The organism is Kitasatospora sp. NPDC036993 (assembly GCF_055607525.1).
In genome coordinates this window covers 32,641-57,169 of the sequence record NZ_JBVJRP010000027.1, presented here as the reverse complement: position 1 = coordinate 57,169, position 24,529 = coordinate 32,641, and the positions used below count along the sequence as shown (strand labels likewise).

Sequence of the window (24,529 nt, the reverse complement as noted above, 5' to 3'; positions counted from 1 at the left end):
TGGAGAAATCGATGAACACCCGCGGTGACAAGGCGGTCGAAGCGCTCCGGGCCTCACTCAAGGAGGTCGACCGGCTGCGCAGGCAGAACCGGGAGATCCAGGCGGCGGCCCGCGAGCCGATCGCGATCGTCGCGCTGGGCTGCCGGCTGCCCGGCGGCGTCACCGGCCCCGAGGACCTGTGGCGGCTGGTCGCGGACGGCACCGACGCGATCGGCGGGTTCCCGACCGACCGCGGCTGGGAGGAGTCCTTCCCCGGGGGCCGGGACTACGCCCGCCGGGGCGGCTTCATCGGCGACGCGACCGAGTTCGACGCCGAACTGTTCGGCATCAACCCGCGCGAGGCGCTGGCGATGGACCCCCAGCAGCGGCTGCTGCTGGAGGTCGCCTGGGAGACCTTCGAGCGGGCGGGCATCGATCCGCGGTCCGTGGCGGGCAGCGAGACCGGCGTCTTCGTCGGCGCCTCCCCGTCCGGCTACGACGGCGTCGGCCGGCTGCCCGACAACACCGCGGGCTACCACCTGACCGGCACCGCGAGCGGGGTGCTCTCCGGCCGGCTCTCGTACGTGTTCGGCCTGGAGGGCCCGGCCGTCACGGTGGACACCGCCTGCTCCTCCGCGCTGGTCGCGCTGCACCTGGCCGTCCAGTCGCTGCGCCAGGGCGAGTGCGGGCTGGCGCTGGCCGGCGGCGTCGCGGTGATCAGCACCCCGGCGGCCTTCGGCGAGTTCGGCAAGCAGGGCGGCCTGGCCGCCGACGGGCGCTGCAAGTCCTTCGCCGCCGCGGCGGACGGCACCGGCTGGGGCGAGGGCGTCGGCGTGCTGCTGCTGGAGCGGCTCTCCGACGCGCGCCGCAACGGCCACGAGGTGCTGGCGGTCGTCCGCGGCAGCGCCGTCAACCAGGACGGTGCCTCCAACGGCCTCACCGCCCCCAACGGTCCCTCGCAGGAGCGGGTGATCCGCCAGGCGCTCGCCAACGCCCGGCTGGAACCGGCCGACGTGGACGCCGTCGAGGCGCACGGCACCGGCACCCGGCTCGGCGACCCGATCGAGGCCGAGGCGCTGCAAGCCGTCTACGGGCGCGGCCGGAGCGCCGAACGGCCGCTGCTGCTCGGCTCGTTGAAGTCCAACGTGGGGCACACCCAGGCCGCGGCGGGTGCCGTCGGCATGATCAAGAGCGTGCTGGCGCTGCGCCACGGCCTGCTGCCGGCCACCCTGCACGTGGACGCCCCGACCCCGCACGTCGAGTGGACGGGCGGCGGCGTCGAGCTGCTGACCGAGGCCCGCCCCTGGCCGCAGGCCGAGCGGACCCGGCGGATCGGCGTCTCCGCGTTCGGCGTCGGCGGCACCAACGCCCATGTGCTCATCGAGGAGAGCCCCGCCGAGGTCGAGGCCGAAGCCGGCACCGGGGCCGGGGCCGAGCCGCCGGCGGCGGCGTCCGGTCCGGTGGCCTGGCCGGTGTCAGCGCAGAGTGCGCAGGCGCTGCGAGCCCAGGCGGCACGGCTGGCCGGATGGCTCGGTCCCGACACCGACCCGGGCGAGGTGGCCTGGTCGCTGGCCACCACCAGGGCCGGACTGGCCCACCGGGCAGTGGTGCTCGGGGCCGACCGGGACGGCCTGGCGGCGCTGGCGGAGGGCCGTCCCGCGGCCGGTGTGGTGTCGGGCGTCGCGGTCGAGGGCCGGACGGCGTTCCTGTTCACGGGGCAGGGTGCGCAGCGGGCCGGGATGGGCAAGGGCCTGTACGAGGCGTTCCCGGTGTTCGCGGGGGCCTTCGACGAGGTCTGCGCCGGGTTCGACCTGGGCGGGCCGCTCAGGGACGTGGTGTTCGGGGGCGCGGAGGATCTGGACCGGACGGTGTGGGCGCAGGCCGGGCTGTTCGCGGTCGAGGTCGCGTCCTTCCGGTTGCTCGAATCCTGGGGTGTGGTACCGGACTTCCTGCTCGGGCACTCGATCGGTGAGATCGCGGCGGCCCATGTGGCGGGGGTGTTCTCGCTGGCCGACGCGTGTGCGCTGGTGGCGGCGCGTGGCCGGCTGATGCAGGCGCTGCCGGAGGGTGGCGCGATGCTCGCCGTGCAGGCGGGCGAGGCCGAGGTGCGTGCGGAGGTCGGTGACCGGCTGGACGTCGCGGCGGTCAACGGCCCGACGTCCGTGGTGGTTTCCGGGCCCGTCGAGGTGGTGGAGGCGTTCGCGGCCGAGTGGTCCGCGCAGGGTCGCAAGACCAGCCGGCTGGCTGTCTCGCACGCGTTCCACTCGGCGCTGATGGAGCCGATGCTCGCCGAATTCGGCGCTGTCCTGGAGCAGTTGACCTTCGCCGAGCCGCAGATCCCGCTGGTCTCCAACCTGACCGGCGAACTCTCCGGGCCAGGGCTGGTCACCACCCCGGACTACTGGCTGCGTCAGGTCCGCGAGGCCGTGCGCTTCGCCGACGGTGTCGACACCCTGGGCCGTCAGGGGGTCACCAGGTTCGTCGAACTCGGCCCGGACGCCGTGTTGTCCGGTCTGGCCGGACAGTCGGCCGCCGACGCCGCGTTCGCGCCGCTGATGCGCCGCGAGCGGGACGAGGCCGAGACCGCCCTGACCGCCCTGGCCGTCCTCTGGACCACCGGTGGCGAGCTCGACTGGCGGTCCGTCCTGCCGGCCGGCCGCAGGCTGGACCTGCCGACCTACGCCTTCCAGCGCGAACGCTTCTGGCCCGACGTGCCGCTCGACGCGCCCGGCTCCCCCGAGGACGCCCGGTTCTGGGCGGCCGTGGAGCGCGCCGACGTCTCCGAACTGGCCACCACCCTGAGGCTGGCGGACACCCCGGAGGTCCTGGACGGCGTCGTCCCCGCGCTCTCCGCGTGGCGGCGCTCGCGCCGGCAGGAGGCGGTCGTCGACTCCTGGCGCTACCGGGTGGAGTGGCAGCCGCTGGCGGTGCCGGAGGCCGCCGGGCCGTCCGGCACCTGGCTGCTCGTCACCGCCGCCGAGGCCGCACCCGACCAGGCCGTGTCCGCCGAGACCGGACCCGCCGAGACCGCACCCGGCCAGGGCGGCCCGGCCGAAGCCGTGGCAGCGGCGCTGCGGGAGGCCGGGGCGCAGGTCACCACCCTGACGGCGGCCGGCGACCGGGCCGCGCTCGCCGAGCGGCTGGCCACCGAGGACCCCGCCGGTGTGGTGTTCCTGGCCGGCTCCGCCGCCGGCGGGCTGCCGGTGCCCGGCGACCTCGCCGCCCTGCTGCTGCTCTTCCAGGCGCTCGGCGACGTGGGCTCGCGGGCCCCGCTGTGGTGCCTGACCCGGGGCGCGGTCTCCACCGGGGACGAGGACGGGTCGCAGGCCCCCGAGCAGTCGCTGCTGTGGGGCCTCGGCCGGGTCGCCGCGCTGGAACAGCCGGACCGCTGGGGCGGGTTGATCGACCTGCCGCCCGTCCTGACCGCCGAGGACGGCCGACGGCTGGCCGCGCTCCTCGCCGCCGCGGGCGAGGAGGACCAGCTGGCCCTGCGCGGGGAACGGGCACTCGTCCGCCGGGTGGTCAGGGCACCGCTGCCCGAGAGGCCCGCCGAGGAGTGGAACACCGGCGGCACCGTCCTGATCACCGGCGGGACGGGCGCCCTCGGCGGGGACACGGCGCGCTGGCTGGCGGGCCGGGGCGTGCCGCACCTGCTGCTGACCAGCCGCCGGGGCCCGGCCGCGCCGGGCGTGGACGAGCTGGTGGCCGAACTGACCGCGCTGGGCGCCCGGGTGACGGTCGCCGCCTGCGACGTGACCGACCGGGAGTCGCTGACCGGGCTGCTGGCCGGCATCCCGGCCGAGTACCCGCTGACCGGCGTGGTGCACACCGCCGGAGTCGGCTCGCCCGGTCCGCTGATGGAGACCGGTCCTGAGGCCGTCGCCGAGGTGATCGGCGGCAAGGCGGCCGGCGCCGCGCTGCTGGACGAACTGACCGACGGCCTCGACCTGTTCGTGGTGTTCTCGTCGATCGCCGGCCTCTGGGGCAGCGGCGGCCAGGGCGCCTACGCGGCCGGGAACGCGTTCCTGGACGCGCTGGTGGAGAACCGCCGGGCCCGCGGCCTGGCCGGGACCTCGGTCGCCTGGGGCCCCTGGGCCCAGGCCGGCATGGCCGACGACGCCGACTTCGAGGACTTCCTGCGCCGCCGCGGCCTGTCCGGGCTGGACCGGACGACGGCGATCCTGGCCCTGGCCGGGATCGTCGACCGGGACGAGGGCTGCGTGGCCGTCGCGGACGTCGACTGGGAGCGGTTCGGGCCCTCGTTCGCCTCCGGCCGGCCCAGCCCGCTGCTGAGCGAACTGGCCGAGACGGCCGGGACCACCGGCACCGGAGGCGCGCCCGCCGTCTCCTCGGAACTGCGGGACGCGCTCGCCGCCGCGCCCGAGGGCGAGCGCTCGCGCCTGCTGCTGGAGGTGGTCAGGGCCCGCACCGCGCTGGTCCTCGGGCGCCCGACCGCCGAGGCGGTGGAGCCGCGCCGGGCCTTCCGCGACCTGGGCTTCGACTCGCTGACCGCCGTCGAACTGCGCAACCGGCTCGGCGAGGAGACCGGCCTGAGGCTGGCCGCGACGCTGGTCTTCGACCACCCGACGCCCGCCGCGCTGACCGAGCACCTGCTCGGCGAGCTGTTCGGCACGGCCGAGGAGGCTCCGCCACGGGCCCCGGTGACGGCCGCGGTGGACGACGAGCCGATCGCGATCGTCGGCATGAGCTGCCGCTACCCCGGCGGCGTCCGTTCCGCCGGGCAGCTGTGGGAGCTGGTGGCCGAAGGCCGGGACGGCGTCGGCGACTTCCCCACCGACCGCGGCTGGCCCGAGGGCGGCTCGTACGTCCGGCGCGGCGGCTTCCTGGACGACGCCACCGAGTTCGACGCCGGCATGTTCGGCATCTCGCCGCGCGAGGCGCTGGCGATGGACCCCCAGCAGCGGCTGCTGCTGGAGGCGGTCTGGGAGGCGTTCGAGAACGCCGGCATCGACCCGTTCTCGCTCGGCCGCTCGTCGACCGGCGTGATGATCGGCGCCTCCTCCTCCGGCTACGGCCTCGGCATGGAGATGCCCGCCAACGTCGAGGGCCACCTGCTCACCGGCACCGTCAGCAGCGTGCTGTCCGGCCGGGTGTCGTACACCTTCGGCCTGGAGGGCCCCGCCGTCACCATCGACACCGCGTGCTCCTCCTCGCTGGTCGCCCTGCACCTGGCGGCGCAGGCACTGCGCCGCGGGGAGTGCGGGATGGCGCTGGCCGGCGGCGTCGCGGTGATGGTCTCCCCCGGGGTGTTCGCCGAGTTCGACAAGCAGAACGGCCTGGCCGCCGACGGCCGCTGCAAGGCCTTCGCTGCCGCCGCGGACGGCACCTCCTGGGCCGAGGGCGTCGGCGTGCTGGTGCTGGAGCGGCTCTCCGAGGCCCGCCGCAAGGGCCACCGGGTGCTCGCCGTGCTCCGGGGCAGCGCGGTCAACCAGGACGGCGCCTCGAACGGCCTGTCCGCCCCGAACGGCCCCTCCCAGCAGCGGGTGATCCGCCAGGCCCTGGCCGACGCGGGCCTGACCACCGCCGACGTGGACGCGGTCGAGGCGCACGGCACCGGCACCCGGCTCGGCGACCCGATCGAGGCGCAGGCCCTGCTCGCCACCTACGGCCGGGAGCGCGCCGGCGAGCCGCTGTGGCTCGGCTCGGTGAAGACCAACATCGGCCACACCCAGGCCGCCGCGGGCGTCGCCGGGGTGATCAAGATGGTGGAGGCGCTGCGGCACGGCGTGCTGCCCGCGACCCTGCACGTGGACGAGCCCTCCCCGCACGTGGACTGGTCGGCCGGCGCGGTCGAACTGCTCACCGAGGCCAGGCCCTGGCCGGAGGCGGACCGGCCGCGCCGCGCCGCCGTCTCCTCCTTCGGCATCAGCGGCACCAACGCCCACATCATCCTGGAGGCCGCACCGGCCGCCGAGCCGGCCGGGCCCGCCGGCTCCCCGGTCGCCGAGGGGCCGCAGCCCTGGCTGCTGTCCGGCAGGACCCCGGCCGCGCTGGCCGCCCAGGCCCGGCGGCTGCGGGAGTTCGCGGCCGGCCGGCCCGGCCTCGGGGTGTCCGACGTCGCTCGCTCGCTGCTGTCCAGGGCCGCCCTGGAGCACCGCGCCGTGGTGCTCGGCACCGACCGCGCCGCCCTGCTGGACGGCCTCGGCGCCCTTGACGGCTCCGAGGGCTCCGACGGTTCCGATGGCACGGGCGGCTCCGGCGCTTCCGGCGGTGAGCGCGTGGTGCGGGGCCGGACGGTGCCCGGCGACGTGGTGTTCGTGTTCCCCGGCCAGGGCTCCCAGTGGGTCGGCATGGCCCGCGAACTGATGGACGCCTCACCGGTGTTCGCCGAGCGGATGGCCGCCTGCGCGGCGGCCCTGGCACCCTGGACGGACTGGGCGCTGACCGAGGTCCTGGACGACGAGGAGCAGCTCGCCAGGACGGAGGTGGTCCAGCCGGCGCTGTGGGCGATCCTGGTCTCGCTGGCCGAGGTCTGGCGGTCGTACGGGGTCGAGCCCTCGGCCGTGGTCGGCCACTCCCAGGGCGAGATCGCCGCCGCGGTGGTGGCCGGCGCCCTGACCCTGGAGGACGGCGCCAAGGCGGTCGCCCTGCGCGGCCTGGCGCTGACCGAACTGGCCGGCGGCGGCGCGATCGCGGCGCTGGCGGTCGACGAGGAGCGCGCGCGGGAGCTGATCGCACCGTACGACGGACGGCTCTCGGTGGCCGCGCACAACGGCCCGTCCTCGACCGTGGTCTCGGGCGAGCCCGCGGCCCTGGCGGAGCTGCTGGCGCTCTGCGAGGCCGACGGCACCTGGGCCCGGCTCATCCCGATGAACTACGCCTCTCACTCCGCCCAGGTCGAGCGGGTCCGCGAACGGGTCCTGACGGACCTCGCCGGGATCACCCCGGTGGCCTCCCGGATCCCGCTGTACTCCACGCTGACCGGCGAGCCGATCGACACCGCGCGGATGGACGCCCGGTACTGGTACGACAACCTGCGCTCCACCGTCCGCTTCGAGCAGGCCGTCCGCGCCCTGCTCGCCGACGGCCGGACGGTGTTCATCGAGTGCAGCCCGCACCCGGTGCTCACCCTCGGCGTCCAGGAGACCGCCGACGCGGCCGGCGTCGACGCAGCCGCGCTGGGCACCCTGCGGCGCGACCACGGCGGCCCCGCCCAGCTGTCGGCCGCCCTCGCCGAGGCCTGGACGGCCGGTGCGGCCGTCGACTTCACCCCCGCGGTGCCCGCCGGGCCCACGGTCGAACTGCCCTCCTACGCCTTCCAGCGCGAGCGCTACTGGCCGCGGTCCGTGGTGGCCGCGGGCGACCTGGCCACGGTCGGCCAGGTCGTCACCGCCCACGCCCTGCTGGGTGCCGCCGTCCCGCTGCCCGGCGACGCCCTGCTGCTGACCGGGCGGCTGAGCGCGGCCGGCCAGGGCTGGCTGGCCGACCACGCGGTGCGCGGCGACGTGCTGGTGCCCGGCACCGCGTTCGTCGAGATGGCCCTGCGGGCCGGCGAGCAGGCCGGCTGCGCCCACCTCGCCGAACTGGTGCTTCAGGCACCGCTGGTGCTGCCCGCGGCGGGCGGCGTCGCGGTCCAGGTGAGCGTCGGCGGCGCCGACGGCACCGGCAGCCGCACCTTCGAGGTGTTCTCCCGGCCGGACGCCGCCGGCACCGAGCTGGTCTGCCACGCCACCGGCGTGCTCGCCCCGGCCGCCGCGCCGCAGGACGGGCCCGACCTCTCGGTGTGGCCGCCCGCCGGGGCCGAGCCGGTCGAGGTCGAGGGCTTCTACGCGGCGCTGACCACGGTCGGCTTCGGCTACGGCCCCGCCTTCCGGGGGCTGCGCGCCGCCTGGCGCGACGGCGCCACCGTCTACGCCGAGGTCGCGCTGCCGTCGGACGTCCCGGCCGACGGCTACGGGGTGCATCCCGCCCTGCTGGACTCCGCCCTGCACGCCGTCTCGCTCACCGCCGAGCCCGGCACCGGCACCCGGCTGCCGTTCTCCTTCGAGGGCGTCAGTCTCCAGGCCGCAGGGGCCACCGTGCTCCGGGTGGCGCTGACGGCCGGTCCCGACGGGATCGCCCTGCACGCCGCCGACCCGGCCGGCGCGCCGGTGGTCGGCATCGCGTCGCTGACCCTGCGCGAACTCGCCGCCGACTCAGTCCGGCGGGCCGGCGAACGCGCCGTCCACGACGCCCTGTTCACCGTCGACTGGTCCCCGCTGCCGCGCCAGGCCCCGGCCCGGCCCGACACCGCGGCCTGGCGGGACCTCGGCGCCGTCGAGGCAGGCGCCGAGCCCCCGGTGGTCGTGCTGAGCGTGCCGCCCGCTCCTGCCGAGGCCCCGGCCGTGCGCCGGACCACCACCGAAGTCCTGTGCGCTGTCCAGGAGTTCCTCGACGCCGACCGCTTCGCCGCGGCCCGGCTGGTGGTCGTCACCCGCGGTGCGGTCCCGGCCGCCCCCGGCCAGCCGGTCACCGACCTGGCCGGCGCCGCGGTGTGGGGCCTGCTGCGCTCGGCGCAGTCCGAGCACCCGGGCCGGGTGCTGCTGCTGGACCGCGACCCGGTCGGCGGGGACGCCGACTGGCAGGCCTGGGCCACCGTCGACGACGAGCCGCAGCTCGCGCTGCGCGAGGGCGGGGCCCGGGTGCCCAGGCTCGCCCGGCAGAGCGCCGCCGAGGTCCTCGCCGCCCCCGACGGGACCGGTGCCTGGCGCCTGGACGTCACCGCCCAGGGCACCCTGGAGAACCTCGCCCTGGTGCCCGTCCCCGAGGCCGACGCCCCGCTGGGCGCCGGACAGGTCCGGGTGGCCGTCCGCGCGGCCGGCGTCAACTTCCGCGACGTCCTGATCACCCTCGGGATGTACCCCGACCACGCGGTGATGGGAGCGGAGGCCGCGGGTGTCGTCCTGGAGGTCGGCGCCGAGGTCACCGACCTGGCCGCCGGGGACCGGGTGTTCGGCCACTTCGACGGCGGCGGCTTCGCCAACCGGGCCGTCACCGACCGCCGGCTGCTGGCCCGGATGCCGGCCCACTGGACCTTCGCCGAGGCCGCCGCCGTACCGGTGGCGTTCACCACCGCCTACTACGGTCTGGTGGACGTGGCCGCCGCCAGGCCGGGGGAGTCGGTGCTGGTGCACGCCGCGGCCGGCGGCGTGGGCATGGCCGCCGTCCAGCTCGCCCGCCATCTGGGCCTGGAGGTGTACGGCACCGCTAGCGCCGGCAAGTGGGACGTGCTGCGAGCCGCCGGACTGGACGACGCCCACCTCGCCTCCTCCCGCGACCTGGACTTCGAGGAGGCGTTCCGCGCCGCCACCGGCGGGCGCGGCGTGGACGTGGTGCTCAACTCGCTGGCCGGCGAGTTCGTCGACGCCTCGCTGCGGCTGCTCGCCGACGGCGGGCGCTTCGCCGACATGGGCAAGGCCGACCCGCGCGACGCCGAGCGGGTCGCCGCCGACCACCGGGGCGCGCGGTACCGGGCGTTCAACCCCGCCGAGGCGGGCGCGGAGCGGGTGCGCGAGATCACCGCGGAGATCGTCGCCCTGTTCGACGCGGGCGCGCTGACCATGCTGCCGGTCACCGCCTGGGACGTCCGCGAGGCGCCCGCCGCGTTCCGCTTCATGAGCCAGGCCAGGCACGTCGGCAAGAACGTGGTCACCGTCCCGGCGCCGCTCGACCCCGAGGGCACCGTGCTGATCACCGGCGGCACCGGCACCCTCGGTGGCCTGCTGGCCCGCCACCTGGTGACCGAACGCGGCGTACGGCACCTGCTGCTGCTCAGCCGGCGCGGCGCCGACAGCCCCGGCGCGGCCGAACTGGTCGAGCAGCTCACGGAGTTGGGTGCCGAGGCGACCGTCGCGGCCTGCGACGCCGCCGACCGGGACGCGCTGGCCGCGCTGCTCGCGCGGATCCCCGCCGAGCACCCGCTGACCGGCGTCGTGCACGCGGCCGGCGTCCTGGACGACGGTGTGTTCGAGGCGATGACCCCGGAGCGGGTCGAGGCCGTGCTGCGGCCGAAGGTCGACGCCGCCGCCAACCTGCACGAACTCACCGCCGGCACCGACCTCGCGCTGTTCGTGCTGTACTCCTCGGCCTCGGCCACCTTCGGCAGCGGCGGCCAGGCCAACTACGCGGCGGCCAACGCCTTCCTGGACGGCCTCGCCTCCCACCGGCGCGCCCTCGGCCTGCCCGGCCAGGCCCTCGCCTGGGGCCTCTGGCAGGAGGCCAGCACGATGACCAGGCACCTGAACCCGGGGGCCGCCGCCCGCCCCGACCGGCTCGGGACCGGCCTGGGCACCGCGCAGGCCCTCGCGCTCTTCGACGCGGCCACCGCCGCGCCCGCGGCGCACCTCGTCCCGACCGTCCTGGACCGCACCGTCGGCGGCGAGGTCCCCGCGCTGCTGCGCGGCCTGATCCGGCCCGCCGTGCGGCGCGCCGCCGAACGGGAGGCCGGCGACGGCGCCACCCTGGCCGGCCGGCTGCGCGGCGCCTCCGCGAGCCAGCGTCGGCAGCTGCTGCTGGACCTGGTCCGCGGCAACGCCGTCACCGTGCTGGGCTACGCCGACGCCGAGGCGATCGGCGCCCGGCAGGCCTTCCGCGACCTCGGCTTCGACTCGCTGACCGCGGTCGAGCTGCGCAACCGGCTCAACAGCGCCACCGGCCTGCGGCTGCCCGCCACCGCGGTGTTCGACCACCCCAACCCCACCGCGCTCGCCGACCACCTGGCCACCCGGCTGCTGGGCGACAGCGCCCCGGCGCCCGTCCCCACCGCCCCGGTGCCGACCGCCGCTCCCGGCGATCCGGTCGCGATCGTCGGCATGGCCTGCCGGCTGCCCGGCGGCGTCGCCTCCCCGGCCGACCTGTGGCGGCTGGTGGCCGCGGGCGAGGAGGGCATCACCGCCTTCCCGGTTGACCGCGGCTGGGCGCAGGACACCGTCGCCGGCGAGGCCGCCAGGGGCGGATTCGTGGACGGCGCCACCGACTTCGACGCCGGGCTGTTCGGCATCTCGCCGCACGAGGCCCTCGCGATGGACCCCCAGCAGCGGCTGCTGCTGGAGACCGCCTGGGAGGCCTTCGAGGACGCGGGCATCGTCCCCGCCGCTCCCGGCAGCCGCTCCACCGGCGTCTTCGTCGGCGCCGCCGCGTCCCACTACGGGCTCGGCACCCGCATCCCGGACGGCGCGATCGGCCACCTGATGACCGGCAACGCGACCAGCGTCGCCTCCGGCCGGCTGGCCTACGTGTTCGGCCTGGAGGGCCCGGCGGTCACCGTCGACACCGCCTGCTCCTCCTCACTGGTGGCCCTGCACCTCGCCGTGCAGGCCCTGCGCAACGGCGAGTGCGACCTCGCGCTGGCCGGCGGGGTCACCGCGCTCGCCACGCCGGGCGTGATCACCGAGTTCGAACGGCAGGGCGGCCTGGCCTCCGACGGGCGCTGCAAGGCCTTCTCGGAGGACGCGGACGGCACCGGGATGTCCGAGGGCGTCGGCCTGCTGCTGGTCGAGCGGCTCTCGGACGCCCGCCGCAACGGGCACCGGGTGCTCGCGGTGGTGCGGGGTTCGGCCGTGAACCAGGACGGCGCGTCCAACGGTCTGACGGCGCCCAACGGGCCCTCGCAGGAGCGGGTGATCCGTCAGGCACTGGCCAGTGCCGGGCTGTCGGCCGCCGAGGTCGACGCGGTGGAGGCACACGGCACCGGTACCCGGCTCGGCGACCCGATCGAGGCCCAGGCCCTGCTGGCGACGTACGGCCAGGACCGGCCCGGCGACCGGCCGCTGCGGCTGGGCTCGGTGAAGTCCAACATCGGCCACACCCAGGCCGCGGCCGGTGTCGCCGGGGTGATCAAGATGGTGGAGGCGATGCGGCACGGCGTGCTGCCCGCCACCCTGCACGCGGACCGGCCGACCTCCCACGTGGACTGGTCGACGGGAACGATCGAGCTGCTGACCGAGGCCAGGCCCTGGCCGGAGGCCGGACAGCCGCGCCGCGCGGGCGTGTCCTCGTTCGGCATCAGCGGCACCAACGCCCACGTGGTGCTGGAGGAGGCGCCGGCGGAGGAAGCGGCCGGGCCGGCCGCACCGGCGCAGGAGCCGACCCCGTGGGTGGTGTCGGCGCAGAGCGCGGCGGGCCTGCGGGCCCAGGCGGCCCGGCTGGCCGGGTGGCTGGAGCCGGACGCCCGCCCGGAGGAGGTGGCCCGGTCACTGGCGACCGGACGCACCGGGCTGGCCCACCGCGCCGTCGTGCTCGGCGGCGACCGGGCGGCGATGCTGGACGGCCTGGCGGCGCTGGCGGAGGGCCGTCCCTCCGGCGGCGTGGTCTCCGGGGTGGTGGCGGAGGGCCGGACGGCGTTCCTGTTCACCGGCCAGGGGGCGCAGCGCGTCGGGATGGGCAAGGGCCTGTACGGGGCGTTCCCGGTGTTCGCCGAGGCCTTCGACGCCGTCTGCGCGGAGTTCGGCCCTGACCTGCCGCTGAAGGACGTGGTGTTCGAGGGCGCGGAGGACCTGGACCGTACGGTGTGGGCCCAGGCCGGGCTGTTCGCCGTCGAGGTGGCGCTGTTCCGGCTGCTGGAGTCCTGGCAGGTGGTCCCCGACCTGCTGCTCGGGCACTCGATCGGCGAGATCGCGGCCGCGCACGTCGCCGGGGTGTTCTCGCTGGCCGACGCGTGCGCGCTGGTCGCGGCGCGGGGCCGGCTGATGCAGGCGCTGCCGGGCGGCGGCGCGATGCTCGCCGTGCAGGCCGCCGAGACCGAGGTGCGTACCGGGATCGGTGACCGGCTGGACGTCGCCGCCGTCAACGGGCCCGCCTCCGTGGTGGTTTCGGGCCCGGCGGAGGTCGTCGACGAGTTCGCCGCACGCTGGAAGGCCGAGGGCCGCAAGACCAGCCGGCTGACCGTCTCGCACGCCTTCCACTCGGCGCTGATGGAGCCGATGCTCGCCGAATTCGCCGCCGTCCTGGCCGAGTTGACCTTCAACGAGCCGCAGTTCCCGATGGTCTCCGACCTGACCGGGGAACTCGCCGAGCCAGGGCTGATGTCCACCCCCGACTACTGGGTGCGCCAGGTCCGCGAAGCGGTCCGCTTCGCCGACGGCGTGGACACCCTGCGCCGCCAGGGCGCCACCCGCCTCGTCGAGGTCGGCCCGGACGGGGTGCTGACCGCACTCGCCGGCCAGAGCGCCCCCGACACGGCCGGCGTACCGCTGCTGCGCAGGGACCGGGACGAGCGGGAGACACTGCGCACCGCCCTGGCCACGCTCTGGACGGCCGGCGCCGAGATCGACTGGCCTGCCCTGCTGCCCGCCGCCCGGCGGGTACCGCTGCCCACCTACGCCTTCCAGCGCGAGCGGTACTGGCCCGAGGCGGCCGAGCCGACGCACACCGCGGCCGACCCGGACGAGGCCCGGTTCTGGGCGGCCGTCGAACGCGAGGACCTGGACGGGCTCGCCGAGACCCTGGACATCGAGGGGGCGCCCGAGCACCTCGGGTCCGTCCTGCCGGTGCTCTCCTCCTGGCGGCGGTCGCGCCGGCAGGACGCGGTGATCGGCTCCTGGCGCTACCGGGCGACCTGGAAGCCCCTCGCCGGGCTCGCCGGGGCCGCGCTCTCCGGCACCTGGCTGCTGGCCGCGCCGGAAGGCTCCGAGCCGGGGGCCGCCCTGGCCGCCGCGCTGCGGGACGCCGGGGCCGAGGTGCTCCCGCTCGACCTCGACGCCCCGCCCGCCGACGCCGCCGGCGTCGTCGCGCTGCTCCCGTCGGACGACGCGGTGGCCGACGCCGTCGGCCTGCTGCGGGCACTGGGCGAGGCGGGCGTCGACGCCCCGCTCTGGCTGGCCACCGCCGGCGCCGTCTCGACCGGCCGCTCCGACCCGCTGCGCGACCCCGCCCAGGCCCGGCTCTGGGGCCTCGGCCGGGTCGCGGCGCTGGAGCACCCGCAGCGCTGGGGCGGGCTGATCGACCTCCCGGCCGTGCTCGACCCGCCGTCGGCCAGGCGCGCCGTGGCCGTCCTCGGCGGCGGCACCGGCGAGGACCAGGTCGCCGTCCGTGGCGCCGGGGTGTACGGCCGCCGCCTGGTCCGCGCCGCCTCCGACACCGTGCCCGCCGCGCCGTGGGTGCCGTCGGGGCCGGTGCTGGTGACCGGTGGGACGGGTGCGCTGGGTGCCGAGACGGCGCGTTGGCTGGCCGGTCGGGGGGTGCCGAAGCTGGTGCTGACCAGTCGTCGGGGCGCGGAGGCGCCGGGCGTCGCCGAGCTGGTGGCGGAGCTTTCGGAGCTGGGCAGTGAGGTGGTGGTGGCCGCCTGCGGGGCGACCGACCGGGAGGGGCTGGCGGCGCTGCTCGCCGAGCACCGGCCGACCGGCGTGGTGCACGCCGCCGGTGTCGCCCAGGGCGCCGTGCCGCTCGCCGGCACCGACCGGACGGAGATCGCCAGGGTGCTCGACGGCAAGGCCGTCGGCGCCGGGCTCCTCGACGAGCTGACCGCCGGGTCGGACCTCGACCTGTTCGTGGTGTTCTCCTCGATCGCGGCCACCTGGGGCAGCGGCGGCCAGGCCGTCTACGCGGCCGCCAACGCCCACCTCGACGCCCTGGTGCAGCGCCGCAGGGCGGAGGGCCTGCGCGGCACCTCGGTCGCCTGGGGCCCGTGGGCCGGCGGCGGCATGGCCGCCCGGGGTGAGGCCGCCGAACAGCTGCGCCGCCGGGGCCTGGCCGCGATGGACCCGCGGCTCGCGGTGCTCGCCCTGGCCCGCGCCGTGGACGGCGACGAGGCCTGCGTGACCGTGGCCGACGTGGACTGGACGCTGTTCGCGCCGCTGTTCGCCACCGCCCGGACCAGTCCGCTGCTCGCGGACCTGCCGGAGGCGGCCGCCGCCCTGGCGCCGGAGGCCGCGGCCGCCGAGGACGCCTCGGGGTTCCCGGCCCGGCTGGCGGCGGCCCCGGCCGCGCGCCGCGAGCGGATGCTGCTGGACCTGGTCAGGTCCTGCGCCGCCGCCGTCCTCGGCCACGCCTCGGCGGAGGCCGTCGACGCCGGGCAGGCGTTCCGCGACCTCGGCTTCGACTCGCTGACCGCGGTGGCCCTGCGGAACCTGCTGACCAGGGACACCGGGCTGGCACTGCCCGCCACCCTCGCCTTCGACTACCCGACGCCGGCCGTCCTGGCCGCCCACCTGGCCGCGGAACTGGCCGGAGAACTGCCGGAGTCCGCGCCCACGGGGGCCGCGGAGGCACCCGTCGGACCGGCCCCCGCCCCGGACGATCCGGTGGTGATCGTCGGTATGAGCGCCCGCTACCCGGGCGGGGTGCGCTCGGCGGCGGAGCTGTGGGAGCTGGTCGCCGCCGGCGTGGACGGCGTGACCGGCTTCCCGGCGGACCGCGCCTGGCCGGTCGAGGGCATCGCCGCCGAGGCGGCGCGCGGCGGCTTCGTCGACGGCGCGACCGAGTTCGACGCGGCCCTGTTCGGCATCAGCCCGCGTGAGGCGCTGGCGATGGACCCGCAGCAACGGCTGCTGCTGGAGGCCTCCTGGGAGGCCTTCGAGGACGCCGGGATCGATCCGCGCTCGGTGCGCGGCGGACAGATCGGCGTCTTCGTCGGCGCCTCCTCCTCGGGCTACGGCGCCGCCGGGGGACTGGAGGAGGCGAGGAACCACCTCCTGGCCGGATCGGCGAACAGCGTGATCTCCGGCCGGGTGGCGTACACCTTCGGCCTGGAGGGCCCGGCGGTCACCGTCGACACCGCCTGCTCCTCCTCCCTGGTCGCGCTGCACTGGGCGGCGCAGGCGCTGCGCGAGGGCGACTGCGAGACCGCCCTGGCCGGCGGTGTGACGGTGATGGTCTCCCCGGCCGCCTTCGGCGAGTTCGACCGCCAGGGCGGGCTGGCCTCCGACGGCCGCTGCAAGTCCTTCGGCGCCGGCGCGGACGGTACGGGCTGGGGCGAGGGCGTCGGCGTCCTGCTGGTCGAGCGGCTCTCCACCGCCCGGCGCAACGGGCACCGGGTGCTGGCCGTGCTGCGCGGCAGCGCGGTCAACCAGGACGGCGCCTCCAACGGCCTCACCGCGCCGAACGGCCCCGCCCAGCAGCGGGTGATCCGCCAGGCGCTGGCGAGCGCCGGGCTGTCCCCGGCCGACGTGGACGCGGTGGAGGCGCACGGCACCGGCACCGTCCTGGGCGACCCGATCGAGGCCCAGGCGCTGCTGGCGACCTACGGCCAGGACCGTGCCGGCGAGCCGCTCTGGCTCGGCTCCGTCAAGTCCAACATCGGCCACACCCAGGCCGCCGCCGGCGTCGCCGGGGTGATCAAGATGGTGCAGGCGATGCGCCACGGCGTCCTCCCGGCCACCCTGCACGCGGAGCGGCCCAGCCCGCAGGTGGACTGGTCGGCCGGCGCGGTGGAACTGCTCACCGAGGCCCGTCCGTGGCCCGAGGCCGAGCGACCGCGCCGCGCGGGCGTCTCCTCCTTCGGCATCAGCGGCACCAACGCCCACGTCATCCTGGAGAGCGTGCCGGCCACCCCGGCCGAGGAGCCGGCCGCCGCACCGGCGCTGCCCGCCTGGACGGTCTCGGCGAAGACCGCCGAGGGCCTGCGCGACCAGGCGGAGCGCCTGCGCGCCTTCGTCGCACCGGGCGCGGACGTCCGGGACGTCGCCTGGTCGCTGGCCGGCAGCCGGGCGGACCTGGACCACCGGGCCGTGGTCGTCGGCGCCGACCACGCCGAACTCCTGCGCGGCCTGGCCGCGCTGGCCGCCGGCGAACCCGACGCCACCCTGGTCACCGGCACGGTCGCCGACCGCCGCACCGCCTTCCTGTTCACCGGCCAGGGCTCGCAGTACGCCGCCATGGGGCGCGGACTGTACGAGACCTTCCCGGTGTTCGCGGACGCCTTCGACGCGGTCCGCGCGGAGCTGGACCTCCGGCTCGACCGGCCGGTCAGGGAGGCGGTGTTCGAGGGCACCGATCTCGACCTGACGGGGTGGACCCAGGCCGGGCTGTTCGCGGTCGAGGTCGCGTCCTTCCGGCTGCTGGAATCCTGGGGCGTGGTACCGGACTTCCTGCTCGGCCACTCGATCGGCGAGATCGCCGCGGCACACGTCGCCGGGGTGTTCTCGCTGGCCGACGCGTGTGCGCTGGTCGCGGCGCGGGGCCGGCTGATGCAGGCGCTGCCGGAGGGCGGCGCGATGCTGGCGGTCGAGGCCGCCGAGGCCGAGGTGCGCGCGGAGATCGGCGAGCGGTTGGACGTCGCCGCCGTCAACGGGCCCACCTCCGTGGTGGTTTCGGGCCCGGCGGAGGCCGTCGAGGAGTTCGCCGAGCGCTGGAAGTCCGAGGGGCGCCGTACCCGCCGGCTGACCGTTTCGCACGCCTTCCACTCGGCCCTGATGGAGCCGATGCTCGCCGAATTCGCCGCCGTCCTGGCCGAGTTGGAGTTCGCCGAGCCGGGCATTCCGATCGTCTCCAACCTGACCGGCACGACGGCCGGGCCAGGGCTGCTCACCACCCCCGACTACTGGCTGCGCCAGGTCCGCGAGGCCGTCCGCTTCGCCGACGGCGTTGAGACCCTGCACCGCGAGGGTGTCACCCGGTTCGCGGAGCTGGGACCGGACGGCGTGCTGTGCGCGATGGCCCAGCAGACCGTCGCGGACGGCGTGTTCGCCCCGCTGCTGCGCCGCGGCCGGGAGGACTCCCTGACCGCGCTGCGGGCGCTGGCCCGGCTGTGGGCCGACGGAGCCGAGGCCGACTGGTCCGCGGTGCTGCCCGCGGGGCGGCGGGTGGAGCTGCCGACGTACGCCTTCCAGCGGCAGCGGTTCTGGCCGCGGACCGGCGCGTCCGGTCCCGTGGCGGCCGCCGGGGACACGGTGGACGCCAGGTTCTGGGACGCCGTGGAGCGCGAGGACCTCGGCGACCTGGCCGAGCTGCTGGACGCCCCCGACCCGGCCGGGCTGCTCGGCGCGGCCCTGCCGGTGCTCTCCTCGTGGCGGCAGCGCCGCCGGGTCGACTCGGTGGTGGACTCCTGGCGCTACCAGGCCACCTGGCGCCCGCTCACCGGCGGGGCGGCCGCTCCGGCGCTGACCGGCCGGTGGCTGCTGGTGCTCCCGCCCGCCGGTGCGGCGCACCCGCTCGCCGAGGCGGTGGCGGCGGCGATCCGCGCGGCGGGAGCCGAGCCGGTGCCGTTCCGGCCCGCCGGCACCGACCGGACGGACCTGGCCGCACAGCTCCTCGACGCGGGCACGGTGACGGGCGTGGTGTCACTCGCCGCCCTCACCGGGGCGCCGGCCGAGGACGCCGCGCTGTCGCAGGGCCTGGAACTCACCCTGGCCCTGTTCCAGGCGCTCGGCGACGCGGGCGTCAGCGCCCCGTTCTGGGCGCTGACCGAGCACGCGGTCTCCGTCGGCCGCTCCGACCCGGCCGCCGACGCCGGACAGGCGCAGGTCTGGGGCCTGGGCCGGGTCGCGGCCCTGGAGTCCCCGGACCGCTGGGGCGGCCTGATCGACCTGCCGTCCGCACCGGACGCCAGGGCGGGCACCCGGCTGGCCGCGGTGCTGGCCGGCGGCACCGGCGAGGACCAGGTGGCCGTGCGCGGCTCGGGCACCTACGGACGCCGGCTGGTCAGGGCGGCCGCGGGACAGGGCGCGCCGTCCGGAACGGGCACCGGATCGCCGTCGGGCTCGCCGTCGGGTTTGCCGTCCGGATCGCCGGCCTGGTCGCCGGCCGTCGAGGGGACCGTCCTGGTCACCGGCGGGACCGGTGCGCTGGGCGCCACCGTCGCCCGCTGGCTGGCCGGGAGCGGCGTGGCCCGGGTGGTGCTGACCGGCCGTCGCGGCGCGGACGCGCCGGGCATGACGGGCCTGGTCGCCGAGTTGGCGGAGCAGGGCACCGAGGCCGTGGTCGCGGCCTGCGACGTGACCGACCGGGCCGCGCTGGCCGAGGTGCTCGCCGCGATCCCGGCGGACCGCCCGCTGACCGGCGTGGTGCACGCCGCCGGCGTGCTGGACGACGGCACCCTCGACTCCCTCACCCCGGAACGCCTCCGGACGGTGCTGGCCGCCAAGGCGGCCGGCCTGGTCGCCCTGGACGAGCTGACGCGGGGCCACGAGCTGGAGTTCTTCGTCGTCTTCTCCTCGCTGGCCGGCACCGTCGGCAGCGCCGGGCAGGGCAACTACGCCGCCGCCAACGCCTTCGTGGACGCCTGGACGGCCGGGCGGCGCGAGCGCGGTCTGCCGGGTGTCTCGGTCGCCTGGGGCCCGTGGGCGAACGAGGGGATGGCGGCCGATCCGGCCCTGGTGCAGCGGCTGCGCCGCGGCGGCCTGCCGCCGATGGACCCGGCGCTCGCCGTCACGGCGCTGGCCCGGGCGATCGGCCACGACCAGGCCACCCTGGTGGTCGCCGACGTCGACTGGACGCTGTTCGCGGCCGGCCTGGCCGGGCTGCGGCCCAGCGCGCTGCTGGCCGACCTGCCGGAGGCCGCCGAGGCCGCCGAGGCCGCCGCCGGCGCCGCCCGGGGCACCGGGCGGGCGGCGGAGTTCAGGACCGAACTGGAGGCCGCGCCGGAGACCAGGCGCCCCGGACTGCTGCTGGACGCCGTACGGTCCTGGGCCGCGGCGGTGCTCGGCCACGGCTCACCGGACGCGGTCGGCGCCGAACAGGCCTTCCGCGACCTCGGGTTCGACTCGGTGACGGCGGTGGAGTTCCGGAACCTGGCGACCGCCAGGACCGGCCTCGCGCTGCCCGCCACCCTGGTCTTCGACCGGCCGACCCCGGCCGCGCTGGCGCGCAACCTGGCCGAGCGGCTGTTCGGCGCGGCCGAGCCCGGCGGTGCCGTCGAGGCGGCGGGAGGCACCAGGGCCGAGGCGGTGGGCGGCGCCAGGGCCGAGGACGAGCCGATCGTGATCGTCGGCATGGCCTGCCGCTTCCCCGGCGGCGCCGGCTCGCCGGAGGCGCTGTGGGAACTGCTGTCCGACGGCGTCGACGCGATGACCGGCATCCCCGCCGACCGCGGCTGGGAGACCGGCTGGACCGGCGTGGACGCGGCCGCCCGGGGCGGATTCCTGGACGGCGTGGCGGAGTTCGACGCAGGCCTGTTCGGCATCTCGCCGCGCGAGGCCCTGGCGATGGACCCCCAGCAGCGGCTGCTGCTGGAGGCGTCCTGGGAGGCCTTCGAGTCCGCCGGAGTGGACCCGCAGGCGATGCGGGGCCGGCCGGTCGGCGTCTTCGCAGGCACCAACGGCCAGGACTACCCGCTGGTCCTCGCCGCCTCCGAGGAGGACGTGGACGGCCACGTCGTCACCGGCAACGCCGCGTCGGTGCTCTCCGGCCGGGTGGCGTACGCGTTCGGGCTCGAAGGCCCGGCGATGACGGTGGACACCGCCTGCTCCTCCTCGCTGGTCGCCCTGCACCTCGCGGGGCAGGCACTGCGGAGCGGCGAGTGCGAACTGGCCGTCGCGGGCGGCGTCTCGGTGATGTCCACCCCGGTGGTGTTCGCCGAGTTCGACCGGCAGGGCGGGCTGGCCGCCGACGGCCGCTGCAAGGCCTTCTCGGCCGCGGCGGACGGCACCGGCTGGGGCGAGGGCGTCGGCGTGCTGCTGCTGGAGCGACTCTCCGACGCTCGCCGCAACGGCCACGAGATCCTCGCCGTGGTGCGGGGCAGCGCGGTCAACCAGGACGGCGCGTCCAACGGTCTCACCGCCCCCAACGGTCCTTCGCAGGAGCGGGTGATCCGGCAGGCCCTGGCCAACGCCGGACTCTCGGCCGCCGACGTGGACGTGGTGGAGGCGCACGGCACCGGAACCCGCCTCGGCGACCCGATCGAGGCCCAGGCGCTGCTGGCCACCTACGGCCAGGACCGCGCCGGTGAGCCCCTGCTGCTGGGCTCGGTGAAGTCCAACCTCGGGCACACCCAGGCGGCGGCCGGCGTCGCCGGGGTGATCAAGATGGTGCTCGCCCTGCGGCACGGCACGGTGCCGCCGACCCTGCACGTCGCCGAGCCGACCCCGCAGGTGGACTGGACGGCGGGCGCGGTGGAGCTGGTGACGGACCGCCGGCCGTGGCCCGCCGTGGACCGGCCGGCCAGGGCGGGGGTGTCCTCCTTCGGGATCAGCGGCACCAACGCCCACGTCATCCTGGAGGCCGCTCCGGCGGCGCCGGCTCCGGCGCCGGCTCCGGACACCACGTCGGATCCGCAGGCCGACGAAGCCGGAGCCGTGCTGCCCTGGCTGCTGTCCGGGCGCTCCGCCAAGGCGCTGGCCGGCCAGGCCGAGCGGCTGCGCGCCTTCACGGCGCGGCAGGCCGGCCCGCGGCCCGAGGACGTGGCCAGGTCGCTGCTCTCCCGGGCCGGGCTGGAGCACCGCGCGGTGGTGCTCGGCGCCGACCGGGACGCCCCGCTCGGCGCCCTGGCCGCCGGCCGGCCGTCCGGCGCGCTGGTGTCGGGCGTCGCGGCCGAGGGCCGTACGGCGTTCCTGTTCACCGGTCAGGGCGCGCAGCGGGTGGGGATGGGCGCCGGGTTGTACGGGGCGTTCCCGGTGTTCGCGGAGGCCTTCGACGCGGTCTGCGGGGAACTGGACCTGTTGTTGGACCGTCCGGTGAAGGACGTGGTGTTCGGGGGCGTCGAGTACCTCGACCGTACGGTGTGGGCGCAGGCCGGGCTGTTCGCGGTCGAGGTCGCGTCCTTCCGGCTGCTGGAATCCTGGGGTGTGGTACCGGACTTCCTGCTCGGGCACTCGATCGGCGAGGTGGCGGCGGCCCATGTGGCGGGGGTGTTCTCGCTGGCCGACGCGTGCGCGCTGGTGGCGGCGCGCGGGCGGCTGATGCAGGCGCTGCCGGAGGGCGGCGCGATGCTCGCCGTCCAGGCCGCCGAGGCCGAGGTGCGCGCGGAGATCGGTGACCGGTTGGACGTCGCCGCCGTCAACGGGCTTTCCTCGGTGGTGGTTTCGGGCCCGGCGGAGGCCGTCGACGAGCTGGCCGAGCGCTGGAAGGCCGAGGGCCGACGCGTCCGGAGGCTGAGCGTCTCGCACGCCTTCCACTCGGCCCTGATGGAGCCGATGCTCGCCGAATTCGCCGCCGTCCTGGCCGGGTTGACCTTCACCGAGCCGCGCATCCCGGTCGTCTCCAACCTGACCGGCACGATCGCCGAACCCGGACTGCTGTCCACGCCGGACTACTGGGTCCGGCAGGTCCGCGAGGCCGTCCGCTTCGCCGAAGGCGTCACGCACCTGGCCGGGCAGGGCGTCACCCGGTACCTGGAACTCGGCCCCGACGGCGTGCTGTGCGGGCTGGCACAGCAGTCCGTCGCGGCGGGCACCTTCGCGCCGCTGCTGCGCAAGGGCCGCGCGGACCGGGACACCGCCGTCGAAGCGCTCGCCAGGATCTGGACGGCGGGCGCCGACGCCGACTGGACGGCCGTCCTGCCCGCCGGGCGCCGGGTGGCCCTGCCGACGTACGCCTTCCAACGGGACCGGTACTGGCCGCGGTTGCCGCTCCCGGCGGCCGGCCGGGCCTCCGGCGCGGCCCCGACGCTGGACGACTGCCTCTACCGGGTCGACTGGAAGCCGGTCGAGGTCGCCCCGGCGCGGCTGGACGGCAGCTGGCTGCTGGTCACCGACGGCTCGGACGACACCACGCCTGCGGACGCCACGTCCGCGGACACCGCGCTCGCCGACTCCGTGCTCGCGGAGCTGCCCGCCGACACCGAACCGGTCCGGCTGGCCATCGGCGACCTCGACCGGGACCAGCTGGCGGACCGGTTGCGCGCCGCCGCCGAGAAGGCGCGCGGGGTCGTCTACCTGCCCACCGGGCTGACCCGCAGCCTCCTGCTGATGCACGCCCTCGGCGACGCGGAGGTGGAGGCGCCGCTGTGGATGGTCACCCGCGGCGCGGTGGCCGTGGACGCGGCGGACCGGGTCACCCACCCCGAGCAGGCGCAGCTGTGGGGCTTCGGCCAGGCCGCCGCGCTGGAACACCCGCGGCGCTGGGGCGGGCTGGTCGACCTGCCCGCCGAGCCGGACTCCGGCACCCTCACCGCCCTCGCGGCCGTCCTCGACGGCGGCACCGGCGAGGACCAGCTCGCCCTGCGCGGCGACCGGGTGCTCGTCCGCCGGCTGACCCGCACCGACGCCGATCGGGTCCGTATCGACGCCGGTCAGGACCGCACCGACACCGGTCAGGCCCCGGCGGCGCCGTGGCGGCCGTCGCGGCCCGGCACGGTGCTGGTCACCGGCGGCACCGGCGCGCTGGGCGCGGTGGTCGCCCGCTGGCTGGTCGACCGGGGCGTCACCGACCTGGTCCTCACCAGCCGGCGCGGCTCCCGCACCCCGGGAGCCGAGGAGCTGACCGCCGAACTCACGGCGGCCGGAGCCCGGGTGACGGTCGCCGAGTGCGACGCCGCCGACCGGGACGCGCTGGCGGCGACGCTGGCCGCCGTCCCGGCCGACCGTCCGCTGATCGGCGTCGTCCACGCCGCCGGGGTCGCCCAGTCGGCGATGCTCGCGCAGACCGGCGCCGAGGACATCGCGAGGATCACCGGCGGCAAGGTCGACGGCGCCGCCCACCTGGACGAGCTCACCGCGGCGGCCGACCTGGAGCTGTTCCTGGTGTTCTCCTCCATCGCGGCCACCTGGGGCAGCGGCGGCCAGGCCCTCTACGCGGCCGGCAACGCCTACCTGGACGCCCTGGCCAGGAACCGGCGCGACCGCGGTCTTGCCGGGACCTCGGTCGCCTGGGGCCCGTGGGCGGGCGGCGGAATGGCGGGCGACGGGGCGGAGGAGTTCCTGCGCCGCCGCGGACTGACGCCGCTGGACCCGCAGTTCGCGCTCTCGGCCCTCGCGGCGGCGGTGGACGGCGGCGCGGCCGCGCTGACCGTCGCCGACGTGGACTGGTCCCGCTTCGCGCCCGCCTTCACCTCGGGCCGGCCGAGCCCGCTGCTGGGCGACCTGCCCGAGGCCGCCGACGCCCTGGCCCCGGCCGGGCCGGCGCCGGCGGAGGACGGCGGGGCGGACGGCGGCGCGCCGCGCGTCCGGCTGGCGGGGCTGGACGCCAAGGAGCGGACGGCCGTCCTGCTGGAGCTGATCAGGGACGTCCTGGTCGAGGTGCTCCGCTACTCCTTGGCCGAAGGCATCGACGAGACCAGGCCGTTCCGCGACCTGGGCTTCGACTCGCTCACGGCCGTCGAGTTCCGCAACCGGCTGGCCGGGGAGTGCGGGGTCCCGCTCCCGGCGACGATCGTCTTCGACCACCCGACCCCGGCCGCGCTGGCGGCCCACCTGCACAGCACCCTGCCGGGCGCCGAGTCGGGCACGGACGTCGAGCCGCTGCTCGGGATGCTCGACGGCCTGGAGGCGGCGATGGCCGTCAGCCCGCCCGACGAGCTGTCCCGTACCAGGGTCGCCGTGCGCCTCCAGGCCTTCCTGGCCCGCTGGGCCACCGGGGCCCCGGCGGAGGAGGAGGACACCATCGCCGACCTCCTGGACGCCGCGGACGACGAGGAACTGCTCAACCTGGTCCGGGAGGAGCTGGGCAACGGCGACCTGGACTGAGCGGCCCGGAGCCGTCCGGCGGCGGTGCGGGGGCGGTGGCCGGCTCGAACCGGCCA

The 24,529-nt window shown here is 77.0% G+C and carries 1 protein-coding gene; it reads left to right on the top strand.

Annotation, left to right across the window (positions count from 1 at the left end; translation table 11 throughout):
- The first annotated feature begins 11 nt into the window (after positions 1-11).
- Positions 12-24,473, top strand: a complete 24,462-nt coding sequence (locus ACZ7C5_RS35720) for a type I polyketide synthase (RefSeq protein ID WP_470324267.1) — start codon at positions 12-14, stop codon at positions 24,471-24,473.
- Positions 24,474-24,529: the final 56 nt, after the last annotated feature.

What these genes read in the sequence shown, in the direction of transcription:
- ACZ7C5_RS35720 (WP_470324267.1), top strand. Translation starts at nt 12, where the DNA reads ATGAACACCCGCGGTGACAAGGCGGTCGAAGCGCTCCGGGCCTCACTC.